This is a genomic window from Aminobacterium sp. MB27-C1, assembly GCF_030908405.1.
Taxonomy (GTDB): Bacteria; Synergistota; Synergistia; order Synergistales; family Aminobacteriaceae; genus Aminobacterium.
In genome coordinates this window covers 1-25,080 of the sequence record NZ_CP133089.1, presented here as the reverse complement: position 1 = coordinate 25,080, position 25,080 = coordinate 1, and the positions used below count along the sequence as shown (strand labels likewise).

The 25,080-nt window shown below is 41.0% G+C and carries 29 protein-coding genes and 5 pseudogenes; 14 read left to right on the top strand and 20 right to left on the bottom strand.

Annotation, left to right across the window (positions count from 1 at the left end):
- Window positions 1-7: 7 nt before the first annotated feature.
- The 10 genes from RBH88_RS00165 (at window position 8) to nudC (ending at window position 10,233) form a co-directional block, all read left to right on the top strand.
- Complete coding sequence (locus tag RBH88_RS00165) at window positions 8-523, top strand: transcription repressor NadR (RefSeq protein WP_213691417.1); 516 nt, start codon at window positions 8-10, stop codon at window positions 521-523.
- Window positions 524-580: 57 nt separating this feature from the next.
- Window positions 581-1,594, top strand: a complete 1,014-nt coding sequence (locus RBH88_RS00160) for a PTS transporter subunit IIC (RefSeq protein WP_213695169.1) — start codon at window positions 581-583, stop codon at window positions 1,592-1,594.
- 261 nt (window positions 1,595-1,855) lie between these two features.
- The gene (locus tag RBH88_RS00155) at window positions 1,856-3,493 is read left to right on the top strand and encodes a diguanylate cyclase (protein WP_307879723.1); all 1,638 of its coding nucleotides are present in this window, start codon (window positions 1,856-1,858) and stop codon (window positions 3,491-3,493) included.
- 60 nt (window positions 3,494-3,553) lie between these two features.
- Window positions 3,554-4,612, top strand: coding sequence for an MATE family efflux transporter (locus tag RBH88_RS00150; protein WP_307879722.1), 1,059 nt, complete (start codon window positions 3,554-3,556; stop codon window positions 4,610-4,612).
- Between the two features lie 32 nt (window positions 4,613-4,644).
- A complete protein-coding gene (locus tag RBH88_RS00145) occupies window positions 4,645-4,908 on the top strand; it encodes a hypothetical protein (RefSeq protein WP_307879721.1) in 264 nt (87 codons plus the stop codon).
- 97 nt (window positions 4,909-5,005) lie between these two features.
- Window positions 5,006-5,380 carry a MarR family winged helix-turn-helix transcriptional regulator gene (locus RBH88_RS00140; protein WP_374047611.1) on the top strand — a complete coding sequence of 125 codons (375 nt, stop codon included), beginning with the start codon at window positions 5,006-5,008 and terminating at the stop codon, window positions 5,378-5,380.
- Between the two features lie 7 nt (window positions 5,381-5,387).
- Window positions 5,388-6,959, top strand: a complete 1,572-nt coding sequence (locus tag RBH88_RS00135) for a glucan biosynthesis protein G (RefSeq protein ID WP_307879685.1) — start codon at window positions 5,388-5,390, stop codon at window positions 6,957-6,959.
- A gap of 12 nt (window positions 6,960-6,971) precedes the next feature.
- Window positions 6,972-7,322, top strand: coding sequence for a hypothetical protein (locus RBH88_RS00130; protein WP_213692080.1), 351 nt, complete (start codon window positions 6,972-6,974; stop codon window positions 7,320-7,322).
- 17 nt (window positions 7,323-7,339) lie between these two features.
- A complete protein-coding gene (gene mdoH / locus RBH88_RS00125) occupies window positions 7,340-9,436 on the top strand; it encodes a glucans biosynthesis glucosyltransferase MdoH (RefSeq protein ID WP_213695277.1) in 2,097 nt (698 codons plus the stop codon).
- Window positions 9,437-9,450: 14 nt separating this feature from the next.
- Entirely contained in the window at window positions 9,451-10,233 is a 783-nt protein-coding gene (gene nudC, locus RBH88_RS00120) for an NAD(+) diphosphatase (RefSeq protein WP_307879719.1), read from the top strand.
- Here the strand turns inward: nudC and RBH88_RS00115 are convergent.
- Together RBH88_RS00115 and RBH88_RS00110 are read right to left on the bottom strand one after the other, a co-directional pair.
- A complete protein-coding gene (locus RBH88_RS00115) occupies window positions 10,230-10,712 on the bottom strand; it encodes an HD-GYP domain-containing protein (protein ID WP_307880093.1) in 483 nt (160 codons plus the stop codon). The two genes, nudC and RBH88_RS00115, sit on opposite strands and share 4 nt — an antisense overlap.
- 10 nt (window positions 10,713-10,722) lie before the next feature.
- On the bottom strand, window positions 10,723-11,406 hold the full coding sequence (locus tag RBH88_RS00110) for an HD-GYP domain-containing protein (RefSeq protein WP_307879718.1): 684 nt from the start codon (window positions 11,404-11,406) through the stop codon (window positions 10,723-10,725).
- 200 nt (window positions 11,407-11,606) lie between these two features.
- Here RBH88_RS00110 and tpx point away from each other — a divergent pair, with 200 nt between their 5' ends.
- A complete protein-coding gene (gene tpx / locus RBH88_RS00105) occupies window positions 11,607-12,122 on the top strand; it encodes a thiol peroxidase (protein ID WP_213692076.1) in 516 nt (171 codons plus the stop codon).
- 71 nt (window positions 12,123-12,193) lie between these two features.
- Here the strand turns inward: tpx and RBH88_RS00100 are convergent, their stop codons facing one another.
- The 3 genes from RBH88_RS00100 to RBH88_RS00090 all read right to left on the bottom strand — a co-directional run bounded on the left by RBH88_RS00100 (window position 12,194) and on the right by RBH88_RS00090 (window position 13,537).
- Complete coding sequence (locus RBH88_RS00100; protein ID WP_307879681.1) at window positions 12,194-12,487, bottom strand: DNA-binding protein; 294 nt, start codon at window positions 12,485-12,487, stop codon at window positions 12,194-12,196.
- A 117-nt stretch (window positions 12,488-12,604) separates the two neighbouring features.
- The gene (locus tag RBH88_RS00095; RefSeq protein ID WP_213692074.1) at window positions 12,605-12,898 is read right to left on the bottom strand and encodes a DNA-binding protein; all 294 of its coding nucleotides are present in this window, start codon (window positions 12,896-12,898) and stop codon (window positions 12,605-12,607) included.
- 207 nt (window positions 12,899-13,105) lie between these two features.
- The gene (locus RBH88_RS00090; protein WP_213692073.1) at window positions 13,106-13,537 is read right to left on the bottom strand and encodes a peptidylprolyl isomerase; all 432 of its coding nucleotides are present in this window, start codon (window positions 13,535-13,537) and stop codon (window positions 13,106-13,108) included.
- A gap of 123 nt (window positions 13,538-13,660) precedes the next feature.
- On the opposite strand from RBH88_RS00090, the gene RBH88_RS00085 reads away from it, so the two are divergent.
- Window positions 13,661-13,891, top strand: coding sequence for a hypothetical protein (locus RBH88_RS00085; protein ID WP_307879717.1), 231 nt, complete (start codon window positions 13,661-13,663; stop codon window positions 13,889-13,891).
- The gene (gene deoC / locus RBH88_RS00080; RefSeq protein ID WP_307880092.1) at window positions 13,837-14,337 is read left to right on the top strand and encodes a deoxyribose-phosphate aldolase; all 501 of its coding nucleotides are present in this window, start codon (window positions 13,837-13,839) and stop codon (window positions 14,335-14,337) included. The genes RBH88_RS00085 and deoC overlap by 55 nt, the downstream gene beginning before the upstream one ends.
- A 17-nt stretch (window positions 14,338-14,354) precedes the next feature.
- Here deoC and RBH88_RS00075 read toward each other — a convergent pair whose 3' ends face one another.
- The 15 genes and pseudogenes from RBH88_RS00075 to RBH88_RS00010 form a co-directional block, all read right to left on the bottom strand.
- Window positions 14,355-15,272 (bottom strand): dihydrodipicolinate synthase family protein, encoded by a 918-nt coding sequence (locus tag RBH88_RS00075; RefSeq protein WP_307879716.1) that lies wholly within the window; start codon window positions 15,270-15,272, stop codon window positions 14,355-14,357.
- A gap of 23 nt (window positions 15,273-15,295) precedes the next feature.
- Complete coding sequence (locus tag RBH88_RS00070; protein WP_307879715.1) at window positions 15,296-15,760, bottom strand: hypothetical protein; 465 nt, start codon at window positions 15,758-15,760, stop codon at window positions 15,296-15,298.
- Window positions 15,760-16,452 carry an alanine--glyoxylate aminotransferase family protein gene (locus RBH88_RS00065; RefSeq protein WP_307879714.1) on the bottom strand — a complete coding sequence of 231 codons (693 nt, stop codon included), beginning with the start codon at window positions 16,450-16,452 and terminating at the stop codon, window positions 15,760-15,762. The genes RBH88_RS00070 and RBH88_RS00065 overlap by 1 nt, the downstream gene beginning before the upstream one ends.
- Window positions 16,453-16,478: 26 nt before the next feature.
- Window positions 16,479-16,856 (bottom strand): IclR family transcriptional regulator C-terminal domain-containing protein, encoded by a 378-nt coding sequence (locus RBH88_RS00060; RefSeq protein ID WP_307879713.1) that lies wholly within the window; start codon window positions 16,854-16,856, stop codon window positions 16,479-16,481.
- 100 nt (window positions 16,857-16,956) lie between these two features.
- On the bottom strand, window positions 16,957-17,124 hold the full coding sequence (locus RBH88_RS00055) for a hypothetical protein (protein WP_307879712.1): 168 nt from the start codon (window positions 17,122-17,124) through the stop codon (window positions 16,957-16,959).
- A 267-nt stretch (window positions 17,125-17,391) separates the two neighbouring features.
- A pseudogene (gene buk / locus RBH88_RS00050) lies at window positions 17,392-18,461 on the bottom strand (butyrate kinase).
- Window positions 18,462-18,523: 62 nt separating this feature from the next.
- A pseudogene (locus tag RBH88_RS00045) lies at window positions 18,524-19,461 on the bottom strand (bifunctional enoyl-CoA hydratase/phosphate acetyltransferase).
- A gap of 38 nt (window positions 19,462-19,499) precedes the next feature.
- Complete coding sequence (locus RBH88_RS00040) at window positions 19,500-19,688, bottom strand: hypothetical protein (RefSeq protein ID WP_307879711.1); 189 nt, start codon at window positions 19,686-19,688, stop codon at window positions 19,500-19,502.
- 50 nt (window positions 19,689-19,738) lie between these two features.
- Window positions 19,739-20,410 (bottom strand): phosphate acyltransferase, encoded by a 672-nt coding sequence (locus tag RBH88_RS00035; RefSeq protein WP_307879710.1) that lies wholly within the window; start codon window positions 20,408-20,410, stop codon window positions 19,739-19,741.
- Window positions 20,400-21,502: pseudogene (gene buk, locus RBH88_RS00030) on the bottom strand (butyrate kinase). The gene RBH88_RS00035 and the pseudogene buk (RBH88_RS00030) overlap by 11 nt, the downstream one beginning before the upstream one ends.
- An 80-nt stretch (window positions 21,503-21,582) precedes the next feature.
- Entirely contained in the window at window positions 21,583-21,792 is a 210-nt protein-coding gene (locus RBH88_RS00025; RefSeq protein WP_307879709.1) for an HD-GYP domain-containing protein, read from the bottom strand.
- 31 nt (window positions 21,793-21,823) lie between these two features.
- Window positions 21,824-22,093: pseudogene (locus RBH88_RS00020) on the bottom strand (HD-GYP domain-containing protein); the annotation flags it as partial.
- Between the two features lie 587 nt (window positions 22,094-22,680).
- Window positions 22,681-22,884, bottom strand: a pseudogene (locus RBH88_RS11705) (hypothetical protein); the annotation flags it as partial.
- Window positions 22,885-23,251: 367 nt separating this feature from the next.
- Window positions 23,252-23,413: a hypothetical protein gene (locus tag RBH88_RS00015; protein WP_307879708.1), complete on the bottom strand. Its 162-nt coding sequence runs from the start codon at window positions 23,411-23,413 to the stop codon at window positions 23,252-23,254.
- A 370-nt stretch (window positions 23,414-23,783) separates the two neighbouring features.
- Window positions 23,784-24,155, bottom strand: a complete 372-nt coding sequence (locus RBH88_RS00010) for a hypothetical protein (RefSeq protein ID WP_307879707.1) — start codon at window positions 24,153-24,155, stop codon at window positions 23,784-23,786.
- A gap of 759 nt (window positions 24,156-24,914) precedes the next feature.
- On the opposite strand from RBH88_RS00010, the gene RBH88_RS00005 reads away from it, so the two are divergent.
- Window positions 24,915-25,073 (top strand): hypothetical protein, encoded by a 159-nt coding sequence (locus tag RBH88_RS00005; RefSeq protein WP_374047590.1) that lies wholly within the window; start codon window positions 24,915-24,917, stop codon window positions 25,071-25,073.
- The last annotated feature ends 7 nt before the right edge of the window (window positions 25,074-25,080 follow it).

Below are 25,080 nucleotides of genomic sequence, written 5' to 3'. Positions count from 1 at the left end.
ATAAGACGTGAATGGGACCAAACGGAGAGAACAAATTTTCGAACTCTTAAAAGAACGAAATGATGCCATAAAAGGAAGTGAGCTTGCTGAAATTTTAGGAGTAAGCCGACAAGTCATCGTTCAGGATATAGCCCTCTTGCGAGCCGAAGGACACTCTATAGTAGCAACGCCTCAAGGATATATGATTATGACTCTGAAACGTCCATCTTTTATGAAATCTGTGATGTGTGCCCATACGGGAATCGAAGAGATGAGAGACGAATTATATATTATGGTCGATAATGGAGCTACAGTTGTTGATGTTACAGTTGAACATCCTGTATATGGAGAAATTGCAGGAAACCTCATGCTTAAAAATCGCATTGATGTTCAAAATTTTATTTCTAAAGTTATCCATACGAAGGCAGAACCCCTCTCTATCCTCACTGGAGGAGTCCACTTCCACACACTGGAAGTTTCTGATGAAGACTCTTTCCAACGTATTATTGCCAGTTTAAAAGGAAAAGGGTACTTGATGGATTAGAATAAACAGCTTATACTCCTTTACATGTGTCAAGACACCTGTAAAGGAGCTGTTGAAATGTCGATCCATAAAAATATTCGCACTTACGCTAGTTCAGTTTTGAACGGCATGGCTTTAGGATTATTCGCTTCTCTCATTATTGGACTTATTCTTAAACAACTGGGAGTTATTTTTTCCATTCAACTCTTACAAAATTTTGGACAGATTGCCCAATTATTGATGGCCCCTGCCATAGGAGCAGGAGTTGCCATAAGCGTAAAAGCTCCATCTTTGGGTATTTTCGCATCAACTATTGCGGCAACAATCGGGGCAGGGAGCATACATCTATCTGCTCAAGGAGCACTCCTTTCTATTGGAGAACCTATGGGAGCTCTTGTAGGAAGTTTAGTCGGAGCTGAAACAGCTAAGTTTTTCTCCGGCAAAACTAAGGTGGATATTGTTGCCATTCCAGCAGTAACAATTCTTGCAGGAGGTTTTGTTGGTCATATTGCCGGCCCCTGGATCGCGCAGGGAATGAACTTTCTTGGAGCACTAATCAATACAGCAACTCAGCTTCATCCTTTTCCAATGGGAATTTTAGTCTCTGTTTTTATGGGCATTATCCTTACGCTTCCCATAAGCAGCGCCGCCCTGGCCATTGCTCTTGGGCTTAACGGACTTGCTGCTGGAGCTGCAACAGTGGGATGTTGTTGCCAAATGATAGGTTTTGCCGTTCAAAGCTATAAAGATAATGGAGTCGGAGGACTTATTTCTCAAGGTATAGGAACCTCTATGTTACAAATACCCAACATTATTCGTAACCCCTGGATTTGGGTTCCTCCAATTCTATCTTCTGCAATCTTGGGCCCTCTTTCCACTACTCTTTTCTCTATGGAGAATAATAAAATCGGCGCAGGAATGGGAACAAGCGGATTGGTGGGACAATTCGGCACATTAGCTGTTATGGGGAAAGCCGGCTGGACAGGAATAATCTTTCTCCATTTTTTACTCCCAGCATGTATAAGTCTCTTTTTCTGCTATGCGCTCGAAAAAAGCAACAAAATTAAACCTGGAGATATGAAGTTGTTATAAAAACTTGCCAAAAGATAAAAGCTGTTGTTTCTTAGAAGAAACAACAGCTTTTAATAAATACATATTCTTTTATTTTCCGCCCTGAAAAGCATGTAACATTAAAATAACATTGAATATATAATGATTTCTATCCTTAAAAATTAAAAACGAATAAAACAAGTCTCCAGCCTCTTTTCACATCCTCCCATTTTCAGTAAAATTTTAGGAATTATTGTGTCTTTTAAAGATATTTTGACTTTTCCCTACCAGGAGTGTGATCTTTTGCCTAACACGAGCAATAACAGTATGCGTTGGGAAGTAGGCAAAAAATTTTTGCGCCGTTTTGTTTGGGTTATTCCCCTTTTATTAGTCATACTATGGCTAATAGGCCATCTCTATTCTTTAGAGATCTCCCAACAACAAGGTCTTTTAGAGAGCCTTGAACAGCAATTTAGTCTTTCAAGGCTTGAAGTTGTTCGTCAACGGATGAATACCGTCTATAGAGATCTTCTCTTTTTAGGACGGATATGCAATCATCAATACAATGATGGTGTTATGACATCTGCCGAGCAGGAAGAACTAAAAAAAATTTTCTTTTCTTTTATGAAAAATAATCCCCTCTACGATCAAATTCGCGTACTAAATGCGTCTGGACAGGAACTTGTTCGTCTCAACGCAGGCCCTGAGAATCCGATAGTCGTTCCTCAGTCGGAACTTCAGAATAAGGCCAATAGGTACTACTTCAAAGATACGATAAAACTCGAAAGCAATGAAGTTTATATGTCTCCCCTAGATTTAAATATAGAAAAAGGGGTATTAGAAATGCCTTATAAACCTATGCTTAGAATTGCTACCCCCATCTTTACTCAAGATCATCAAAAGGCAGGAATTTTTGTTTTAAACTATCTTGCTAACGATTTATTTTCCCTTCTCGAATCTTCATCTACTGTGGCGGATGTAATGCTCCTTAATAGTGATGGTTATTGGTTAAAAAACACAAACCATAACCTTGAATGGGGGTTCCAAATTCCAGAAAGAAAAGAAAATAACTTTTTTAAAATATACCCTGAAGAAGCAGCGATTATCTACGCCCAGGAACAAGGTCAAATTGAGTCGCCACGGGGTCTTTTTACATTTGTAACGATAGACCCTCTTCAGACTAAATTGTCAGCGCAAGGATCAACTTTTTATAGATGGAAACTGGTTTCGATGATTCCTTCTCTTATTCTTGAAGGGCGAAGGGCCTCTATTCGAAATCGTTTCAAGATTATGGCCGGGATAATTGTAGTTCTCTTCTCTCTCGGCGCAACTCTTTTTATTATGGAATATGAACGTCGCAAAAAAATTCTTGCTGACTTAAAAGATAAAACCCGTGAATTAGAGAAGGTCAATCTCACACTCAATGCAATGGTTAAAAAGACCGAATATGATGCCATGATAGACCCCCTTACTGAGTTATGGAATCGGCGGTATATGATTAAGCGTCTTGATGAAGAAGATACACGCATAGAACATACCCAAGGAAGTGCATGTATCGCCATTATAGACTTGGGAAATTTTAAAAAAATTAATGATACGTATGGTCACGCACGTGGTGACAAAGCGCTTGTAGAAATAGCATCTATTCTAAGAAAAGGGTTGCGGCAAACAGATTATGTTGCTCGTTCGGGAGGAGATGAATTTTTAATTTATTTTGCTGACCTTCCTCTTAAAAAAGCTGAAAAAATAATGGAGCGAGTCTATAAAAGAATTACGCAACGACATATTGCGGGGGCCGATTTCGCTATTTACCCCGATTATGGAGTTGCTCATTGTCCGTCTAATGCACCGACTCTCACAGAAACAGTTAAAGTTGCAGACAAAAGAATGTATGAATTTAAGGCTCATCGTAAGAAGAGCATGGCCGACACAGAAAGATAGTTGCGCATGCAACGAATATAATCTATACTATTTCTCTCAATTAACATGGGGGGAATGTGTATGGATCGGCGGGATTTACTTGCAAACGAACAAATAGGACGATTATTGTGGAGACTTTCTCTGCCTGCCATTATCGGAATGCTCGTACAAGCATCATATAATATTGTAGATGCTATTTTTATCGGTCGGGGCGTCGGCCCACTCGGTCTTGCTGGAACAGCTATTGTTTTTCCTCTTCAGCTTCTATCCACATCTTTGGCTATCACAATAGGAGTAGGCGGCTCCTCTCTTATTTCAAGAAGTCTAGGGGCCGGAAAACATTCTTATGCAAACAAGGCCCTTGGTAATATGGTATTTCTTTCCTTCATTTTTAGTTTTTCTCTTTTTTCCATAGGCTTTTTTACGCGTCAATATATTCTTCGCCTTTTCGGCGCAACGCCAGCAATTTTTCCTTACGCGGAAGAATACCTTGAAGTCATACTGTTCGGATTACCCTTTGTCGGATTTGGAATGGCAGCCAATCACGCGGCGCGATCGGAAGGAAATGCCCGAGTAGCCATGATAAGCATGCTTATATCGGCTATTCTTAATATTATTCTCGATCCTATTTTTATCTTCAAATTAAAATTAGGAATTCGGGGAGCCGCTATTGCTACAGTGCTTTCTCAAATAGCAATGGCAATATGGATGGTCCATTACTTCTTCTTTTCGAAAAAGAGCCTGCTTTCCCTTTCTTTATCATCAATTACTCCACAATGGGAGACTATAAAAGAAATTCTTTCTGTAGGAGTATCTGAATTTGTACGAATGGCTTCTGGAAGCATTATTATTGTTTTTCTCAACAATAGTCTCATTTATTATGGAAGTGACATCTCTGTTGCTGTGTATGGTATTTTGCATAGAGCACTCTCCTTTTTCTTTATGCCTATTATTGGTGTAGCACAAGGCCTGCAACCTATTCTCGGCTTTAACTACGGTGCAGGAGACTATAAAAGAGCACGAGATGTTACCCACCTTGCCATAGGTGCTGCTTCTATCATAGCTTTTATTGCTTCTGTCATTTGCTGGTTTATGCCTGAAAAGGTCGTGGGACTTTTACAACAGATTCTCTTCTTTTAGAAGAGGCAAGTTGGGCTCTTAGAATTGTTACCATGACCTATTTTTTAGCTGGTTTTCAGATTACAGGCTCTTCAATGTTTCAAGCTTTGGGAAAAGCTCGGGCATCTCTCATTTTATCTTTGAGCCGACAAGTTATTTTCCTTATCCCCTTTCTCGTCGTTCTTCCGCGTTTTTTCAATCTTCAAGGGATTTGGTATTCTTTTCCCATAGCTGACACTTTGGCTTTTCTTGTAACATTTTTCCTGGTTTCTAAACAGCTAAAAGTGCTCAAAGTAGAAAGGGGTATTTCTAAATAATGGATTCCAAACAGCCTCATATTGGGCGATGGATATCATGTCTATACAGGCAAATGCAATGCTTACTTGACCGAGCTTTTGAGCCTTTTGGGCTTGGATATGGCAATTATGCTTTTTATTGGTTCTTCGGCGTCAAGATGGTCAGACACAAGAATATTTAAGTAGTGAACTTGGCTTTGACAAGGGGACAACAGCGAGGTCTCTTAAAAAGTTAGAACAGCTTGGTTATATTCAACGAAAACGAAGTAAAATAGATGGAAGAGCAAATCAAGTTTTTCTTACTCATAAAGGGCAAAATGTGCTACCATTCGTTGAGCAAATTCTAGCAGATCTCATGACAGAAATTTTAGGAGATATGACTGCGAAAGAAAGACAAATTGCTTGCTCATTAATCTATAGAATGGCGTCAAATGCCCTTTCACTCAAGCATTCAGAAGGAGGCAAGACGTCATGTTTGTTTAATAAGGAGTGATGGATATATGTGTTTAATGAAAATGAAAACCTATACAGTTCTATGTTTAGTTATTCTTACTCTCTCTTTTATATCTACACCAATTTTTGCCTCATCTCAGGAAGGTTTCGGCCTTGCTTTCGTAAGCCATAAAGCTCAGGATTTAGCCTCAAAACCTTTTGAAGAGCCTAAAGACTCCGTGCCAGAAGAACTCATGAAGTTAAGCTACGATCAATGGAGAGATATTAGATTTCGTTCTGAAAAAGCGCTTTGGCAAGAAGATAACCTCCCTTTCTCTGTACAATTTTTTCATCTTGGCATGTTCTATAACAGAGCTGTTCAGATACATATTGTTGATGGGAAAAAGGTTACCCCTCTTTCCTTCTCCCCTGAAATGTTCGATTATGGCAAGAATCAGCTTGATTTAAAAAAACTTCCACCAGATCTGGGGTTTGCCGGATTTCGTATTCATTTTCCTATTAACACGAAAAAATATGCTGACGAAGTCGCCGTATTTCTTGGCGCCAGCTACTTCAGGGCCGTAGCTCAAAATCAGCAGTATGGACTCTCGGCCAGGGGGCTTGCTCTAGACACAGGATCCTCAACAGGGGAAGAATTCCCTTGGTTTAAAGAATTCTGGCTTGTAAAACCATTAAAACAATCTTCTTCAATGGTCATGTATGCCCTCCTTGATAGCCCCAGTTGTACTGGTGCTTATAAATTTACAATTATTCCTGGGAAAGAAACTCAGATAGATGTCATCTGTAATATTTATAGACGCAAAGAAATTCAAAAAATTGGTATTGCTCCTTTTACCAGCATGTTCTTGTATGGGGAAACAGAGAATGGCCGCCCCGGTGATTTTAGACCTGAAGTACACGATTCAGACGGACTTTTGATAGAAACAGAGGACGAGCAGTTAATATGGCGTCCTCTTATCAATCCAGCTCGTCTTTTGATAACCAAACAAACTGAAACACCAATCAAAGGTTTTGGATTAATGCAAAGAGATCTTAATTTTGATCATTACCTCGACCTGGAAGCACGATATGAAAAACGGCCAAGTCTTTGGATTACCCCGCAAAACAATTGGGGCAAAGGTCATGTCGAATTGATAGAAATACCTTCAGACAGTGAAATCAACGATAATATTGTTGCCTACTGGGTTCCCGAAATCGAAGAGGGGACATCTCTTCACCCTCTTACCTTTACATATACCATGGAATGGTTAACTCCTGATGTAGATAAAGAAAGAATAGCCAGAGCTTCCCATACACGGCTTGTAAAGGAAAAAGAAGAGGGAGCCTATCGTTTTATTATTGATTTTGAAGGGAAAGAGCTCAATGAAATACCCGCAGATACTGGTCTGGCAAGTGACCTTAACGTTGAGGGTGACGCCACTCTTGTGGAGCGCCAATTGCTTAAAAATATAGTAACAAGTGGTTGGCGGTTAAGTTTTAAGATATCGGTTCCCGTGGAAAAAATAAAAAGTGTCGTTCCTGACCGGAAACCTGTCGTAAAACTTTCTGCTTTTCTCAAAAAAGGGGAAAACATTCCCACCCCTTTAACTGAAATATGGACCTATGACTTCCGCCCCTAGAGGTGAACCATAATGATAGAAAAATCAGAAGGTTGGCAAATTGCCAGAGATAGAGTGCTTCTTTACGTTCGAGCTATGGATCTTCCCCCTTTTCAAGGGCTGGAACTTGCGCTGCAAGCATTAAAAGAATCAAATGCTTCAAGTATTGATGAATCTATGAATGCCCTTGAACGTTGTATTTTAAGCAAGGAATTGCAAGCAGAAATTCTTGACGAAGAGGGAAAACACATTGCTTCGATTCCGCCAATGAACAGAGGAACAATGGTCTCGAAAAATTTTGATCGCATTCCGTGGCTTACTGCAACAAAGAAATTTATGCGACGATGGATGCGAGATCTCTTCGGTCCATCTCGAACACGATAAAGAGAGGCTTGTTAATTATGAGCACTGATACTCTCGAAATTAAATGGACTCGAGCCGCCAGTTGGAGAAGAATTCTGCTTTTAGCTCTTATTCTTCTTCCTACATTTACGGCAAGTCATTATATGGCCGGAGTGCTTCCTTATAAAGGAGCAACCCTTCTGGAAATAGCCCTTGTTGTCGTTTTTGGAATTCTTTTCGCATGGATATCCATTGGTTTCTGGACAGCTATGCTGGGCCTTTTTGTCTTGATTCGCCATAAAGACCAATTTTCATTTTCTCAGGCTTTAAAGAAGCAGCCTCTTTCCATAGAAGACACTGAGGCAAAAACGGCTATTCTCATACCTATTTATAATGAAGACGTACCTCGCGTTATGGCCGGAGTACAGACAACACTTCAGGCATTGCGCAAAACCGGATTGAGCCACATGTTTCATATTTTTATTCTCAGTGATACGACAAACCCCGACATTTGGGTTCATGAAGAAATGGCATGGTATAAGCTTTGCCAAGATGAAGATGCTTTTGGAACGATATTTTATCGTCATCGTAAAAGTAATGTGAAGAGAAAGAGTGGAAATGTCGCCGATTTCTGCAGACGATGGGGTAAAGATTATCGATATATGATCGTATTTGATGCTGACAGTGTTATGTCTGGAAAAACTTTGGTACAAATGGTTCAGGCTATGGAACTTCGTCCGGATATAGGGATTCTCCAAACACCTCCCGCCGCTGTAAATCGGCAATCTCTTATTGCTCGAGTACAGCAATTCGCTAATAGAGTATACGGCCCTATTTTTGCAGCGGGCCTTCATTTTTGGCTTTTAGGCGATGCTCAATATTGGGGACACAACGCCATCATACGAGTTGCTCCCTTTATGGAACATTGTCAACTCCCTCGTTTACCAGGAAAGGGCCCATTGGGAGGAGATATTCTGAGCCATGACTTCGTAGAAGCTGCCCTCATGAGAAGGGCTGGTTATGGAGTTTGGCTTGCCTACGATATGGAAGGCAGTTATGAGGAAACTCCACCCACTCTTCTTGATGAACTGAAGCGAGACAGACGGTGGTGCCAAGGAAATCTGCAACATTTACGGCTTATTTTCACACGAGGATTTTTCCCTGTTCATAGAGCTCTTTTCGTGAATGGTGTAATGTCGTATGGTTCAGCCTTGCTTTGGCTTGTTTTTCTGATTCTAAGTTCTGCTGAAGCCATTACCGAGGTTCTTATTGAGCCTCAGTATTTCCCTTCTGCGGAGATGACTCTCTTCCCGCAGTGGCCTGTTTGGTACCCAATGTGGGCCATCACTCTTCTAGGATCAACGGCCATCGTTCTCTTTCTTCCCAAAATACTTAGTATCGCGTATATTATTTTCTATACAAAAAAGGCACATCTTTACGGAGGAAGCGTTCGTCTCACGCTAAGCATGATCATTGAAACACTAACATCGACGTTGTTGGCACCGATACGTATGGCTTTTCATAGCCACTTTGTCGTAATGACACTTTTGGGAAAAGCGACAGGTTGGGGCACACAAACCAGAGATGATAGAGGAACCACGTGGAATGATGCTTTTCAGTACCATATCAGCCAGACTCTCATTGCTTTGCTCTGGGGAAGCATCCTTTACGTCTTTAATAGGTCTTTCTTCTGGTGGATGCTACCAATTTTAGGCCCCATGGCTCTATCTATACCTATTTCAGCCTTTTCAAGTCGTGTTTCTTTTGGACAAAAGTTAAAGAAACTTTTTTTGCTCATAACTCCAGAGGAAACAGAAGCTCCTAGCGAACTTGCAACAGTGGATGAAAATATGACAAAACCAGCTTCCTATTCTCCCTTGCCCCTTTCACAAAATGAAGGTTTTGTTCGGGCTGTCGTTGATCCCAAAGTTCTTGCTCTACACACATCGCTCATTCTTAGACATCGCGTCGCCGCCCCATCTATACGGCAAAGACGGGAAGACATTCAGAAAAAAGCCCTTGAGAAAGGACCAGAGGGACTTTCAGCCAAAGAAAAGATGGAATTACTACGAGACCCAGACCAATTACGAGAACTTCACCGCAAAATTTGGCGGATCCCTAATTGGGAAAAAGCAGCCAAATGGGGTATAGAATAAGGAGAGAGTGTTATATGGAAAAGAAGAGTTCACTCTTATTTATCTTTCAAAAGGAGACCATTCTTGTCAGAAAGAATTCCCCTGTTACGATACCTAAATATTCAGAGAGGGATAGTATCCCCATCTCTTTTATTCGCCAGGGAGAAGTCGGCTCACCTAAAGGGAACGGTCATTTCTGGGCAGAAGCAGCGGCAGAAGAGCAAGCTCCCTCGGGAATGGAATTTGTTCCTTTGCGTGGGCTTTACGAAGTTCTGGGAGATGCCCTTTTTCCCATTGCCGGACAAGCTTTTCAATTAATGTATTGGCGTCGCACGACACGTTACTGTAGCAGTTGTGGGCAACCTCTACAAGAGCACGCTGTAGATAGAGCTATGGAGTGTTCCACATGTAATTTAGTTATCTACCCTACAATTTCACCGGTTATTGCCGTAGCCATAGAAAAAGATGGGCAGCTTTTGCTTGCTCGAAGCCCCCATTTCCCTCCCAAAAGATACAGTATTCTAGCTGGATTTGTTGAACCAGGCGAAAATCTGGAAGAGGCTGTGGCTCGGGAAGTAATGGAAGAGGTAGGAATAGAGATTAAAAATATTCATTATTTTGGAAGTCAACCATGGGCATTTCCCCACTCTCTTATGGTCGGTTTCACTGCTCAATGGAAATCAGGGAATATACATATAGACGAAAAAGAAATAGAAGCTGCTGAATGGTACACTCCTGAAAACCTGCCATCAATACCGACACAAGCAAGTATTTCTGGACGTCTTATATTAAACTATTTACATAAATATGGATATTAGTGAAACTCTCGAAGAGTGAAGGAGTCTTTACGTTTGCCAATATCATCTATTGTGGAACGGATAAACAAGTGTGCATTATCGGCAAGATCTAAAACCATATGATCATCATATCGATCTCCATATTCGTCTGTCTTCAAAAGGACTCGCGGGCGAAGAATACTTTTTTCACCTGCTGCAATAACAATACCAACACGATTATCTGATAATTGAACAATTGTTCCCGGAGGGTACATCCCCACAGCGTTCAAAAAAGCGGTAACTACTGTTCTATCAAATTGATACTCCGTATTTTCTATAATGATAGAAATAGCTCGGTGCAAAGGAACGGATTCTTTATAAATACGAACTGTAGTAAGAGCATCATAAACATCAGCTACAGAAGCAATTCGAGCTTCAATCGGTATCTCTCCTAATTTCAGACCATAGGGGTAGCCTGTTCCATCAATTCTCTCGTGATGAGACTCTATCACTGTAAGAATTCGTTCATCATCAATACCTAATTGTTTTGCAATACTCGCACCATATACAGGGTGTTTTTACTTCTTCGAATTCATTTTCAGATAAACGAGATGGTTTGTTCAAAATGGAAAGAGGAAGTCGGGCTTTCCCCAAATCGTGAAGTAGCCCTCCTGTTGTTACAGCTTCTACAAGACCAAGATTTTCTGGAAAAAGACGATATGCGAGAAAACCACTTAATAACGCTACATTAAAGGAATGAACAAACGTATATTGATCCTGCTCTCTTACACTACCCAATGAAAGTAAGATTCGAGGGTTCTTTGTAATGCATTGCGCAAGCAACCTTCCAACTCGTAAAAGAGGAACAAGGCAGACTTGAGAGACCTCTCCTGATGCGATGGCACTGAAAATACGACGAACTTCATGAATAGTTTGAAGGGCAATTCGCGAATCGACAGGATTTGAAGGAAGATCCAAGGCTTCCAGAACATCAAAAACTTCTCCAAGGACAAAATCAACATCCTCTTTAACAGTTACGTAACAAATTCCGCGCTCCTGAAGTGTATTGGCAAAAGACAAGCGTGAATCCCCCAGTTTAGAGAGATTCATCCCTTTAGGAACTAATAAGGCTCCTCCTGGAGACAATACGTCTTCTATAATCACGCCAGAACAACAAGGGATATCCCATACTGGAATCCGCCGTGCCAAGTTCATTGAACGCCCTCCACTTTACAGTGTGCGCTACGCCCCCGTTTTCTAAAAATACCTTAGATTACATTTTGGTTATTTTTTCATATACCTATTTTATTTTACACATTTTTCATATTTACGCCACTATTTTATCAGGGTGCAGTATTCAAATATTTTTATGATAAAATTAAATACTGGTATGAAGTATATGGAGGTGACTTTTTATGGAAAAAACAGGAATCGTAACTATGAAGGGAAATCCGTTAACCCTTATTGGCCCTGCTCTTTCGATAGGTGACAAAGCTCCTGAATTCAACGTTCTTGACCAGAATCTAACTTCGAAAACTCTACGCGATTTTTCAGGATGCATTAAAGTTATTTCTGTAACCCCGTCACTTGATACCCCCGTCTGCGACTTGCAAATCCATTGGTTCAACGAAGATGCTGCCAATCAACCTGATGACGTAGCCATCTTAAATATTTCAATGGATCTTCCTTTTGCCTTAAAACGTTTTTGCGCTACCAAAGGCATTGAAAGCGCTATTGCTCTTTCTGACCATAGAGATGCCTCTTTCGGCACAAATTGGGGTGTTTTGATTAAAGAACTTCGTTTACTTACTCGTGCCGTCTTTATTGCAGATAAAGACGATATTATTAGGTATATAGAAATCGTTCCAGAAGCTACTAACGAACCAGATTATGAAAAAGCTCTTCAAGCTCTCGAAACAATAGTTCGCTGATGCTACGCAAAAAGGCAGGAAACCGGGATTTATAAATACCCCGTTTTCTGCCTTTTTTCTTTAATAACTTATTAGTCTTTTACTTCTTCGATTGTATCTACCTGAATATACATCTCGCCACTTCCAGCAGAAGAGCGAAGTTTCCCTTCGACGCGAACAGGCGTCCCTTCCTCATGAGCCAATACCCAAGCCTGCTCAGTGGAACCAAACGCCCGCATCAGAAGAAAATCGTGGCGAACGTTGCCATCTTCCCATGGCGTATCCTGTTTTACCGCAAAAGCAACATACTTTCCCATACGGCTGACTTGCTCTTTTTCGCCTTCAATAAAATGTAATACTCCAGTTATTTTTACGTTATTTTCCATCATTTTGCCTCTTCCAACTCCTTTACCTTGCTTCGTATGGAGAACATATATACCACGAACAGGACATTTTCGCCAAGTGCAACAAGGCCACGAAAAAAGGGAGGCACAAAACCTCCCTTAAATTTCTTCTATCGCCCGAACAAGAACATACATCTCTCCGCTGCCAAGTGACGAACGAACATCTCCTTCTACTCGTACAGTCGTGCCCTCCTTACGGCTCAGAACCCATTTTCTCAGTTCCGGTTGATACGCCCGCATAAGTAGAAAATCGCGCCGGGTACTCCCATCGTCCCAAGGGGTTTCTTGCTTTAGTGCAAAGGTCACATACTCACCCAACCTATTTTGAAGAATCTTTTTACCCTGGACGTGATGCAGAGTCCCGGCCACCGTAACGATGTTCTCCGTCAGCATATGCACATCACTCCTTGCGGCTGGATTTTGAGGAATATATATTCCTCTTTTTTATTTTTTCTTTTTCATATTATTTATTATTCTACCCTTACTTTACACTGGAAAAAGTTTTGTCTCAAGCCTACAAAAGAAATGATTCTGTATGATAGCACCCTTTTATAAGCGAAAACCCCCGAGAGGCTAAGCATTCCTTCGGAGGTTCCCTTTTTATTCTTCGATTTCCACAATTGTTATTTCGAACGTAAGCGCTTTTCCTGCCAGGGGATGATTGGCATCAAGCATCATGCCTTTCTCACTCACATCCACAACTAAAGCATTGAAAACATGCCCATCTGGTGTTTGGACTTGTAACACTTCTCCAGTCTTGGGTTCAAGATCACCTGGAATATGCTCTGCAGGGACCTCGGCCATCAAATTAGGCTCATATTCCCCATATGCTTCTGCTGCAGGGATTGTAACTGTCTTAGAATCTCCGATAGACATATCTAAAACCGCTTTATCAAACCCTTCAATAACCTGGCCTGCGCCTACTGTAAATTTTAACGGATCACGGCCTTCTGAAGTGTCGAATACTGTACCATCATCTAAAGTGCCCTTGTAATGCACTGATACCGTGTTACCTTCTTTTATCTGAACCATGAGGGCCTCCTCTCATCTCCTTTTATAAGGAGTGTTGTCTTATTCTACATGGTGACGTAGCGTCCGTCAAAAGGCATTTTTATCAAGAATGGTATAGTTATAAAAAAGATCGGAGGGGTTCGCATGGATTTCAAAAATGTAGAAAAAATAGTAGACAATACTCTGCTTAAACAAACGGCAACGTGGGCCGATATTAAAAATTTTGTTTTAAAAAGCTTACCTTATCATTTCAGATCTCTCGTTATTCCTCCTTTTGCTATTGAAAAAGTTATTCACTCTTCTCTTTCTAAAAATATCCCCTGTTTTTCTCCGCCGTTGTTGGGTTCCCTCTTGGATATACTTCGATTGCCATAAAATGTTATGAAATTGACATGTACAAAAATCTGGATAACGCTCTTTCGGACCTTGATGTTGTTATTAATATTAATAATGTGAAGTCGGGAAACTGGAACGAAGTAGATCAAGAGATGAGTGAACTTTGCAAATCTGCCAAAGGAAAGATTCTTAAACTGATTATAGAAACACCTCTTCTCTCCTATGAAGAAATAGAACAAGTGTGCCGTATCGCTCTGAATCACAAAGGAATCCATTTCATAAAAACAAGCACAGGTTTTTGTGGAAAGGATACTACTTTACAAGAGGTGGAAGTTATCGCAAAAACAATCAATGGAGAAAAAGGAATAAAAGTATCTGGCGGTGTTAGAAATCTAGCTCAAATTCAGGCTTTCATTGACGTAGGAGCAACCATTTTCGGTTCAAGCTCGGGCATAAGTATAATCGAAGAGGCCAGGAAAAGATAATCCCTGGCCTCTTATTTTCAATATTCTTTTCCTTCAATTCGAGAGAAATGGGAAATCGTCCTGTCATAGATTCTTTGAATCTCTTCTCTCATTGTCTCAGTGGCTGGGAGAATCGGCAATCTTGGTTTTCCGCCCCAATATCCTGCCATTTCCATAGCGGCTTTCATGCCTCCAATACCAAAACGTCCCGTAACAGCAGCATTAAGCTCAAGCAATCCCAATTGAAGTTCCCTGGCTTTATCGAGTTCCTTATTGTTCCAGGCGTTATAAAGGGATACACAATATTCAGGAACCACATTAGCAACTGCGAGAGTTCCACCAACTCCACCAAGTAGAAGGGTAGGAAGGAGAAAACTTCCTGATCCTGCAAAAACCGAAAATTTATTTTCTTTTGTCCCAGCAATAACTTCAGCTATTTGAACAATATTTCCAGAGCTATCTTTAATTCCCACTATATTGGGATGCTTAGAAAGAGCTACTGCTAGAGATGGGGGGATATTGACTCCGGCATTTCCAGGCATGTTATAAAGCATAATCGGGATAGGAGAGGCATCAGCTATAGCAATAAAGAAATTTTCAAGTGTCTGAGAATTCATATCTTTTTTAAAAAAGTGAGGCGTTATTACAAGGGCAGCATTTGCCCCTACATCTGCACATCGCCTGGTAAGTTCTATAGTATCTCGAACAGACTCACATCCTGTTCCCGCAATAACTCTCATTGAGGAAGGAAGGGCTTTTCTCGCCGTTTCAACCAAGGAGACTTTCTCTCCCATATCAAGCATAACAAATTCGCCATTACTTCCGAGAATAACCAGACCGGCCAGACCTGTTTTACTAAATTTCACAGTATTCTCTTTATATTTCTGAAGATCAATGTTACCTAAGTCGTTAAAAGTCGTCGCTACTGGAGCAAAAATACCTCGTGGTTCAAACATAAGAGATACCCCCACTCTAAAAATTAATGTTCTTCCACCAATCCTTTTTGCAAGACAGCCAATCCTTTCCCTGGTTCAATATCCATTCCGCAACGCATAGCCGTTCGCTCTACTGCGGCAATAGCAGAAACTAGAATATGTTTATCAACATTGCCCATATGCCCCATTCTAAAACCCTTTCCTGCAAAATCTCCAAGACAACCAGCTGTCTGCGCTCCTTCTTCAGCCAATATTTTTCTAAATGTGGCGTCATCAACAACGCTTCCTTCTGGGTAAAGGTAAACTGAAAGGGTCGGCGCACGGAATGCTTTCTCTGCGGCTACGTTAAAACCTAACGTCTCAAGAGCTCCATCAAAGAGATCGGCCTGGCGAAGATGGCGTGCATAGCGTTCAGCAATTCCTTCTTCCTTTATGATTCGTACAGATTCTTTAAGTGCCCATACGAGATTAACAGCGGGAGTTCCCCAATATTTAGAGGGATCATGCATTACCGGAAGCCATTTTTCAAAGTCTGCGTATGACTCGGGGATTGTCTCAAGAGAACGTCTTTTTCCACTGCTTTGGTACTTGCCCAAAGGATTGCAAGGCCAGGGGCAACTCCAAAAGCTTTTTGTGAACATGTAAGAAGAACGTCAATTCCCATTGGATCAACATATTCTTCTGCCCCTGCAGATGCAGCAACACCATCGACAACATAAAGAGCTCCGTGGGCTTTAACAACTTTTCCAATAGCTTCGATGGGAGCCATAACGCCAGTAGACGTTTCCACGTGAGTCACTGTAACCACATCGTATTTTTTTTCGGCAAGCTTTTTTTCCACATCTTCAGCTGTAACAGATGTACCCCATGGGGCAGAAAGAAGTTCGACATCAAGCCCCTTTCTCTGGCACATATCAATAAAACGATCTCCGAAAAAACCATTGGAACAAATGAGAACACTATCGCCTCGTTTGGTAATATTAGCTATGGCCATCTCCATAGCTAATGTTCCTGAACCTGCAATAACGAAAACTTCGCCACTACACTTCCAGAGTTCTTTCAAATCAGCCAAAACTTCTTTGTAATCCTGAACAAAGGATGAGTCACCAAAAGCTACTGTCTCTCTGCCCATTTGATCTTGGATGGAACGGGTTACGGGAGTGGGACCTGGAATCATTACTAACTTAGGGGTTTTAAGCATTTCATGTTCCTCCTTCGCCTTGAAGCTTATTTATTTTTAAATCTTTTTTGCTCATATTGAAGCAATGCGCTACTTATGGCTTGCGCTGTTTTATGAACCTTATCACCATAGTCAGTTATCATTGCAGAATCAAAACGATATACGGGCGCAGAGAGACTTAACCCTCCCAATGGTTTTAAGCTACCATTTACAATAACAGATCCAACACATCGAAGGCCTTTCTCATTTCGTTCGTTATCCACTGCATATCCTCTTAGTCGAATTTCTTCTAACTCTTCATGAAGTTCCTGTGTTGCATCCACACCTAAAATACGACAAACATCCTCCCACTGAAGAGAGGACAGAATAGCCTTACCTGCAGAAAGGTTAATAAGAGAACCTTTTACTCCTACACGAGAATGCATTCTTACCTGATAAGGACTTTCAAGCTTATCGATATAAAAAAGTTCTTCGCGGTCAAATATAAAGAGATGAATAGTCTCTTTGGTTTCATGATTCAGATTTTCAAAGAAAGGGACGTGCTATCTCAGAAAATACAACTTGAGAGCGATATGCATCAGCTAAAAAAAGAGTAGCGGGCCCTATCTCATATCGCCCTTCACGCTCTGTTACGACTCTATGTGTTATGAGACTGTCGAGAATGCGATATACTGTTGCCTTCGGCAAATCCACGCTCTTAGCGATCTCTGTTACTCAAGCGGTTCCTTGGCGTGTCCCATAAAGAAAAGAATAGAAAAAACACGATCTATAACGCGTATCTGACTTTTGTTTGGGTTCTCCTTATTTTCGACCATTCGTTTCACTCCATGAATTTAAAATCTATTATATGAAATTATTTCTATGGTAACATTATACGAATTTTCTGTAAACATAAAAAAAGGGACAGCCGGCTACGACAGTCCCTCAAAATCATGTTAAAACCTGATTCTTTATCTGTTTTTAGCGGTACTCTTTCGCTTTTTCAACTCCTTGAAGAACACGAAGGGCCCCTTCCGCAAGAGCCTTCATTTCGTCCTCGCCAGGATAGACTATTACTGGAGCAATAAATGATACTCGTTGACGGATTTTCTCAACGAACATTTCACTATAGGCCAAACCTCCTGTTAGGACTATAGCGTCTACACATCCCTTTAGAACAGCTGAACAGGCACCTATTTCTTTAGAAATCTGGTATGTCTGGGCTTCAAAAATAAGGGATGCCTTCTCGTCATGATCTTCAACGATTCTACGTTGAACTTCCCGTAAATCGTTTGTTCCAAGATGGGCAACAAGACCTCCTCCACCAACCATACGCTTCAAAAGGCTGTTAAGATCATACTCTCCACTAAAGGCTAAATGGACTAATCCACCTGCGGGAAGGGAACCTGATCTTTCAGGTGAAAATGGACCTTCGCCATCAAGGGCATTATTTACATCAACGACTCGGCCGTGATCATGGGCACCGACCGATACGCCTCCTCCCATGTGGGCAACGATAAAATTACAGTCATCAACTTTTTTACCAATCTCTGCTGCAGCACGTCGCGCAACAGCTTTCTGATTAAGAGCATGAAATAAAGACCGCCGTTCAATCTCGGGCAAACCGGAAAGACGAGCTTCGGGAATCATTTCATCAACAACCACAGGATCGACGATAAATGCTTTGTTGCATCCGCCTTCCTGCGCTAAGTGAATCGCTAGAGGAGCACCTAAATTACACGCATGAGAACCATATCGGCACGAACGTAAATCATCTAACATAGGCTCGTTTACAACATACGTTCCGCCTGGAATAGGTTTTAGCAAGCCGCCACGTCCTACTGCAGCGTCAAGAGAGGATAAATCCGTATTGTGAGAATCTAGTGCCTTTCTTATTTCATTGCGACGGAATTCTTCTTGATCTGAAATTGAGGAAATCGCTTAATGTCATCTACGCTATATCGTTGAGTGTCGCTCCAAAGCTCTGTTCCGTCTTCATAAAGAGCTACTTTTGTGCTCGTGGAACCAGGGTTAATTGCTAGCACTCTCATTTTTTTCCCCCTCAGTTTTTAAGAAGGGCTACATTATGTAGCCCTTCCATATATTAAAATTATTATTTTTCTTCAAAGGATGAAAGGAGAACTGCTGCTGCAATGGAAAGGAGTTTAGCTCTGGGTGAATCTGCTCTGCTTGTAAGAATAACTGGAGCAGCTGCTCCAAGAATAGAATCCTGCTGTCTCATTCTTTGAGAAGTAAACAAGAGCCTTGACCATCATATTGCCAGCCTCAATATCTGGAACAAAGCAATACATCAGCCTTACCAGCCACAGGAGAAACGAGACCCTTTGTTTTAGCAGACTCTTCACTTACAGCATTATCAAGGGCAAAGGGACCATCAACAACACAATTCTTTATCTGACCTCTGCGATTCATCTGAGTTAAAGCAGATGCATCTATAGTGCAAGGCATATCGGGATTAACTACTTCGACAGCTGCTAAAACAGCAACTTTAGGTTCCTCAACGCCAAAAGCCCTTGCAAAATTGACAGTGTTCTGAAGTATATTTGCTTTAGCGGGAAGGTCAGGATACATATTAAAGGCCGCATCTGCTACAAAGAAAACTCTGTCATATCCTTCTACTGAATGGAAATAGCAGTGTGAAATCGTGTTTTTGCCTTTTCTAAGACCAACTTCCTTATTAAGCATTCCCCGAAGAAAATGATTGGTATGAAGCTGTCCTTTCATATAGATGTGTGCCTGACCAGAAGATACTTTTTCAACAGCCGTCATAGCCATTGCAGATTCTCCTCTGGGCTCATCCACAACCTCATAGTTAGCAAGATCAACACCTGCTTCTTTAGCTGCTACTTCAATCTTCTCTTTGCGTCCAACGAGAATTGCTTCAGCAATGCCAGCAACACGAGCCTCTTCAATAGCAGAAAGCAGACCCGCATCTTCTGCCATTGCAACAGAAAGTTTTTTCGGCCCTTTTTCTGCACCTATCTTTTTCGCATATTCAAGTAACTGAGACAAAGAACGAATTTGTTCCATGAGTATAAAGAACCTCCTTATATAGATTAAAAATATATTTATTCCTTACTTGCAACGACAGCACCCAAAGCTATGGAGAGCAGTTTTGTTTCCATTGAATCAAAACGACTCGTCAAAACTATGGGTTTTTTCGCTCCAAGGATAACACCTGCCCCGCGTCCACCTGTCATATAGAGCAATACTTTTCCGATCATATTTCCTGCTTCAATTGAGGGAACAAGCAACATATCAGCTTTTCCTGCAACAGGAGAATCTATATTCTTTTATTCGAGCGGCCTCATCGCTTACCTGCGTTATCAAGAGCAAAGGGGCCATCAACAGTACAACCTTTGATTTGTCCACGTCGGTTCATTTGTGTCAAAGCCGCAGCATCTAGGGTGGCGGGCATATCGGGGTTTACAACCTCAACGGCTCCCAACGCAGCAATGAGAGGATTGCTCACACCAATCTTATGGTAACATTTTACAGCATTTTCAATAATACCAACCTTAGCATTTAGGTCAGGATACATATTCATTCCACCATCAGATATTCCTAAAATTCTGCGATCGAGAAGTGGTATTTCGAAGAGGAAAAGATGAGAAAGTAAAGAGCCTGCACGTAGCCCCCACTCTTTGTTCAAAACGGCATGAAGCAAAACAGCTGTCTTTACAAAACCCTTCATTAACAAATCAGCATCTTTCGATGAAACCATTTGCACCGCTTTTTCTGTAGCTGCGTAGTCATTCTTTTCATCTACAAAAGAAAGTCCCTCAAGGTCAAAACCATGCGCTTCCGCTTTTTTCTTAATTTGTTCAGAATCTCCAACAAGAATCCCATTAATTAATCCTCTCTTATGGGCTTCGCAAACTGCTCCAAGAACATCGTCCCCATAAGGGCAAGCTACAGCTAGATTCATGCGTCTTCCTGTTTGGCATAATTCAAGCAGAAAGTCGAGATTATGCATCATGTCTACCACCGCCTCCTGCAACCCTTTGTTCATAATTTTGAGCTTGCTCCTCGCCTCTTAACACACGAAGAGCCCCCTCAGCCAGCGCCTTCATTTCGTCTTCCCCTGGGTAAACAAGTACTGGCGCAATCCATTGTATTCTCGTCTGTAACAACGCGACAAAATCACTATCATAAGCGACTCCACCAGTAATAAGAATAGCGTCTACGTCTCCAGACATAGCAATTGCCTGAGCCGCAATTTCTTTAGAGAAATGATATGCCATTGCTTCGTAAACAAGCTTGGCTTCTTCATCTCCAGATTCAATTCGCTTTTTTACCTCTCGAACATCGCTGGTTCCAAGATATGCCTTCATTCCCCCATTACCAACTAACCTTCGAAGTAAGTCTTTTTCGCTGTATTTACCACTAAAACAAAGCCTGGCTAAATCTCCGGCAGGCAAGCCTCCAGCCCTTTCTGGTGAAAAGGGACCGAAATCATTTCCGCTGTTAAGATCGACCATTCGCCCCTGACAATGAGCACAAACAGTTGACCCACCTCCTATATGCGCAACTACAACATTTAACTTATTCCATTCTCGCCCAAGATCTTTAGCAGCACGACGAACTGTCGCCTTGATATTAAGGGCATGGGCTAGCGAAACTTTAGGAAGCTCAGGGAAACCCGTGATACGAGCGATATCGTTCATTTTCGTCAACAGCGACAGGGTCGACAATAAAGGCAGGAATATGACGAGGTCGGGCAATGGCATCAGCGATGATGCCGCCAAGATTCGATGCGTGTTCCCAAGGTTTACCTACTTTAGACGTTTCAATAATGTATCATCAACGGCAAAAGTCCCACCAGGAATAGGATCAACAAGACCTCCTCGCCCAACAACTGCACTAAGTTTATCAAAGAAGAACCATGAGAAAAAGCCGCTCTTTCAATTGTGGCAAGGCGAAATTCAAATTGATCCGCTATGGCTTCAAAGTGTGCCAACTCGTCAGGATCATGCCGAACCGTTTCTCTCCACTGTTCCTCATCATCATGAAACCAGGCAACCTTCGTGCTTGTGGATCCAGGATTGATGGCTAACACTTGGAATGCCATAAAACGACCTCCCTTGATTATAATTTTGCCTACTCTCACTATTGCTCTACTTTATATATTATTGAATATCTTTTTATATTTTATCCCAAAAAACTCATTTGTTTCTTCAAAATTGAAAGACATGCATCTACAACTCTACTATCAAACCATATATTCCGTTTTTTCTGTATTTCTTCCAAAGCTTCCTCAATGCCCAGTGCCGGTCGATAGGGACGAAAAGAAGACATGGCTTCTACAACATCTGCTACACAGATTATTCTGGCTTCAATAGAAATCTCATCGCCTTTCAACCTACGGGGATACCCAGTTCCATCTATATGTTCATGATGTTTGCCTCACTATATCAGCAATGGGCCATGGAAAATCAATAGCAGAAAGGATATTTGTCCCCAAATTTACGTGATTTTGAATAATGGTAAATTCTGCCTCGTTAAGACGTCCAGGTTTGCTCAAAATTGAGGAGGGGATAGGGATTTTACCTATATCATGAACAAGGGCTGCGTAATAAACAGCTGTTATTTGCTCTTCTGTAAGATTCATTTTTTCGGCAATCCTTCTTGCAAGCAAGGCAACTTTTTGCTGATGATCTGCTGTGTAGGGATCCTTTTATTTCAAGTAATCGGCTCATTAAGTGGAATGTCTCTTCAAATGTTTTCGATAGTAGCTGTATATTTTTTTTAAGCACCTTTTCTGTTTCATTGCGTAAAAAAGCAGAACTCAACAAATGAGAATAAATTCCTAAAAGCCCCTCAATAATATGTTCATTTTCATTATTCCGCACAAAAACGCTACAGATACAACCAGCAGTGATCCCTTCTTTTAAAAGAGGAAAAAGAACCATCGTTTCATTCTTACGAGGCAATAGAATTGCATTCTTCTCTGAGGTGTTCCAAGTAAAGGGACTATCATCCAAAGAAAGGAAAGGCTGAGACTTCAATGTTCGCCGCAAAGGTTCCGTCTCATCAAAAGAGAGTGTAAAAAAGCTATCTTTTTCTTTCTCTCTCTCGTGCCTGACATATGCTCTTCCGTCTTCATATTCGCTTCCGCTAAAGAGAAATATAGCCATATATCGGGCATTTAAAAAAGTCTCAATTCATGAAGAGATGTATAAATAACATTTTCGACCTCTTGTCCTTTAACAAGTTGAGCTGAAAAGGAGGAAATGATTTCTTCGGACTTTAAGTGCTTACGGATAATATTTTCATTTCTTTACGAGAGGAAATATCAGTGTAGATACCGTAACTACCACGATATACCCCGTTTATCATTAAGGGAAAACCTGAAATTGATACTGGGATAACATTTCCATCTTTACATACTCTTGATGTTTCATTTTCCGATATAACGCCCCCCAATGTCGTTATGCGTGTAAGATTTTGGGCGTGTTGTTGTAATGTCCCTCCTTTTTGTCAAAAGGAAGTCAATTTCTTTACCTTTAACTTCATCTCGACGCATAGCTGCAAAGCCATTCGAAGGAAGCGCACGATTAGCCCGCAGAATCTCACCTTTAAAGCATTTGTAAGGATTCAGTTCCGTGGGGGTATGAGTTTTTCAAAAAGTTTTTCTTAAATGCTCTGTCTCTTTTCGTAATTCTGATATTTCTTTTTTAAGCAACTTATCATTAAAATGAAGAGCTGGAACCAGCATTGCAAGAATAATTATTATGGCAATATTTATACCTATGATTCATACTATACCGATAAAAAAGTTTCACCAGTTCACCAAGCAGAAGTGTCTTTCTTGGCAAAACTACGAATAGAAATCACATTGTTGCCGAAGTTCCGAATAATTAGCCATAAAGACAGGGATATCCTCCCCTATTGGAATAGATGCCGGTGCCTTACCTTTAAGTATTTCTATGGCAAGCTCCGCTGCTTGCTTGCTTCCGTGATGTTCTGCTCCGCAAGACACTCCCACCAATGGCTCCATTTCCAACCATCATTTCCCACACGGAAAAGATCGGGAAAGAAGTCTCTTTTTGTATAAAGCAATCGTTTCATCGGTGGGGAAAAAATGTCCTTTCACCATCTTGAAAGTATATTAATAGGAAAATAATTGTTTGAGGCGGAAGTTTTTGAAGCTCCGTGGCTAAACTTTCGTGGAGAGGCAATCCAATTAAATCAATTTGGCATTAATTTTATCTTTAAAAATCTCATTTCTTCTCGTAGCTGATTTATAACCCACATTCCTGTTGATGATAAATCCGCAAATAACAGCAACATTTTCTGTAGAAGGGAACATTTTTAAGGCAAGATTCATCGTCCCTTGATATCCAATTTTTCTATAACTCCAGTGCTGTAAGACTATCTATTTCCACTGGCAGAGAATCTCTGCTGTTCACCCCGCAAAAATACAACAGGGACATGAGGGAAAATTCGCCTGCCCAGCATGACGCATAAAAAGTGTAGGCATCATCATCGCTACAAATCACAACATCTGGAGTTCTCTTTTGGTACTTTAAACGAAGAGTGTTTTCCAGAAAGAATGTATACCGCTTAGGACTAGATCTTTTGGCATCAAGATACTCAATGAAAACTCTAGTGTTTATGTCACTTTGAAGAAAAGTATTTAATACTCCTCTGCTTATTCCATCGCTCCACGGGAAACCTTTATGATAAGAATGAAGAAGAAGAATCCAAGCGTTCTTGAGCATAGGCTCCTGTAGGAAGGTAAAATAATACCCCTAAGATAAGCGAAATAAAAAGGACTCTGCCTTATCTTTATCCTAAAATATGCAGCTCTATTGCTTGTTTTTTTGCCGCCTTCGAAGAAAAAAAAGCAGGCCGCCCCCTTCCCCTTTTGCTTGCACATATATATTAATAATACCATTTCTCATGGCTTTCAAAAAGAGATGCAACATACAATCTTCCACGTTATAATGGCAAACGGCGTCAGAGATCGAAAGAGGTGACAATTGTATGAATCTTTGTTATTACTCGACGGGAAATTTTTACCCCTCAATGAAGCTCAACTTCCTGTAACTGATTTAATTATCCAGCGAGGCGTTGGAGTATTCGAGACAATATGCACTCACTCAAGAAAGCCACTCATGTTGACTCCTCATCTTTAAACGTCTTGAAGGATCGGCTGTTTCTTCGTCTATAGTCATGCCCCCTACCCTAGAGAACATTGCTCGCATTATTCGTGAAGGAATTCAAAAAATGGGATGCGAAACAATGATTCGTCCCTATATTACTGGTGGAGACTCCTCTCGGTGAAAACCATCTTTCATCAATGAACCAAGATTTTTTGTAGTTTTTGAAGCTGTACAAAAGCCTAATCCAGATATCTATATAAAAAGGAGTCATGCTCCACCCCATAAATGCAGAGCGGTACCTTCCAAGCACAAAGAGCATAAATTATATGCTTTCTTTCACTGGGCAAAAAGAATGTCAAAGGAGCTTATGAAATTTTGTATTGTCCAGAAGGAGAAATCGTAGAAGGAGCCCACAGCACCTTCTTTCTCGTAAAAAATAAGTATCTTATTACGGCGCTAACAAGTCGGGCTCTCTCTGGTACAACACGGCAAATTATACTTCTGAACTTGCTACAGAGAGAGTATTCCAGTTGAAGAACGA

Bases quoted from the DNA above. Each gene is read 5' to 3' on its own strand.
- RBH88_RS00095 (WP_213692074.1), bottom strand. From the start codon at position 12,898: ATGCTGACGGAGAACATCGTTACGGTGGCCGGGACTCTGCATCACGTC.
- RBH88_RS00130 (WP_213692080.1), top strand. From the start codon at position 6,972: ATGATAGAAAAATCAGAAGGTTGGCAAATTGCCAGAGATAGAGTGCTT.
- RBH88_RS00145 (WP_307879721.1), top strand. From the start codon at position 4,645: ATGACCTATTTTTTAGCTGGTTTTCAGATTACAGGCTCTTCAATGTTT.
- RBH88_RS00060 (WP_307879713.1), bottom strand. From the start codon at position 16,856: ATGCATTCTCGTGTAGGAGTAAAAGGTTCTCTTATTAACCTTTCTGCA.
- RBH88_RS00085 (WP_307879717.1), top strand. From the start codon at position 13,661: ATGGATTTCAAAAATGTAGAAAAAATAGTAGACAATACTCTGCTTAAA.
- RBH88_RS00075 (WP_307879716.1), bottom strand. From the start codon at position 15,272: ATGTTTGAACCACGAGGTATTTTTGCTCCAGTAGCGACGACTTTTAAC.
- tpx (WP_213692076.1), top strand. From the start codon at position 11,607: ATGGAAAAAACAGGAATCGTAACTATGAAGGGAAATCCGTTAACCCTT.
- RBH88_RS00070 (WP_307879715.1), bottom strand. From the start codon at position 15,760: ATGCATGATCCCTCTAAATATTGGGGAACTCCCGCTGTTAATCTCGTA.
- RBH88_RS00100 (WP_307879681.1), bottom strand. From the start codon at position 12,487: ATGGAAAATAACGTAAAAATAACTGGAGTATTACATTTTATTGAAGGC.
- RBH88_RS00035 (WP_307879710.1), bottom strand. From the start codon at position 20,410: ATGATGCATAATCTCGACTTTCTGCTTGAATTATGCCAAACAGGAAGA.
- mdoH (WP_213695277.1), top strand. From the start codon at position 7,340: ATGAGCACTGATACTCTCGAAATTAAATGGACTCGAGCCGCCAGTTGG.
- RBH88_RS00010 (WP_307879707.1), bottom strand. From the start codon at position 24,155: ATGCTCAAGAACGCTTGGATTCTTCTTCTTCATTCTTATCATAAAGGT.
- RBH88_RS00090 (WP_213692073.1), bottom strand. From the start codon at position 13,537: ATGGTTCAGATAAAAGAAGGTAACACGGTATCAGTGCATTACAAGGGC.
- RBH88_RS00160 (WP_213695169.1), top strand. From the start codon at position 581: ATGTCGATCCATAAAAATATTCGCACTTACGCTAGTTCAGTTTTGAAC.
- RBH88_RS00150 (WP_307879722.1), top strand. From the start codon at position 3,554: ATGGATCGGCGGGATTTACTTGCAAACGAACAAATAGGACGATTATTG.
- RBH88_RS00135 (WP_307879685.1), top strand. From the start codon at position 5,388: ATGTGTTTAATGAAAATGAAAACCTATACAGTTCTATGTTTAGTTATT.
- RBH88_RS00040 (WP_307879711.1), bottom strand. From the start codon at position 19,688: ATGTTGCTTGTTCCCTCAATTGAAGCAGGAAATATGATCGGAAAAGTA.
- nudC (WP_307879719.1), top strand. From the start codon at position 9,451: ATGGAAAAGAAGAGTTCACTCTTATTTATCTTTCAAAAGGAGACCATT.
- RBH88_RS00065 (WP_307879714.1), bottom strand. From the start codon at position 16,452: ATGCTTAAAACCCCTAAGTTAGTAATGATTCCAGGTCCCACTCCCGTA.
- RBH88_RS00110 (WP_307879718.1), bottom strand. From the start codon at position 11,406: ATGAACTTGGCACGGCGGATTCCAGTATGGGATATCCCTTGTTGTTCT.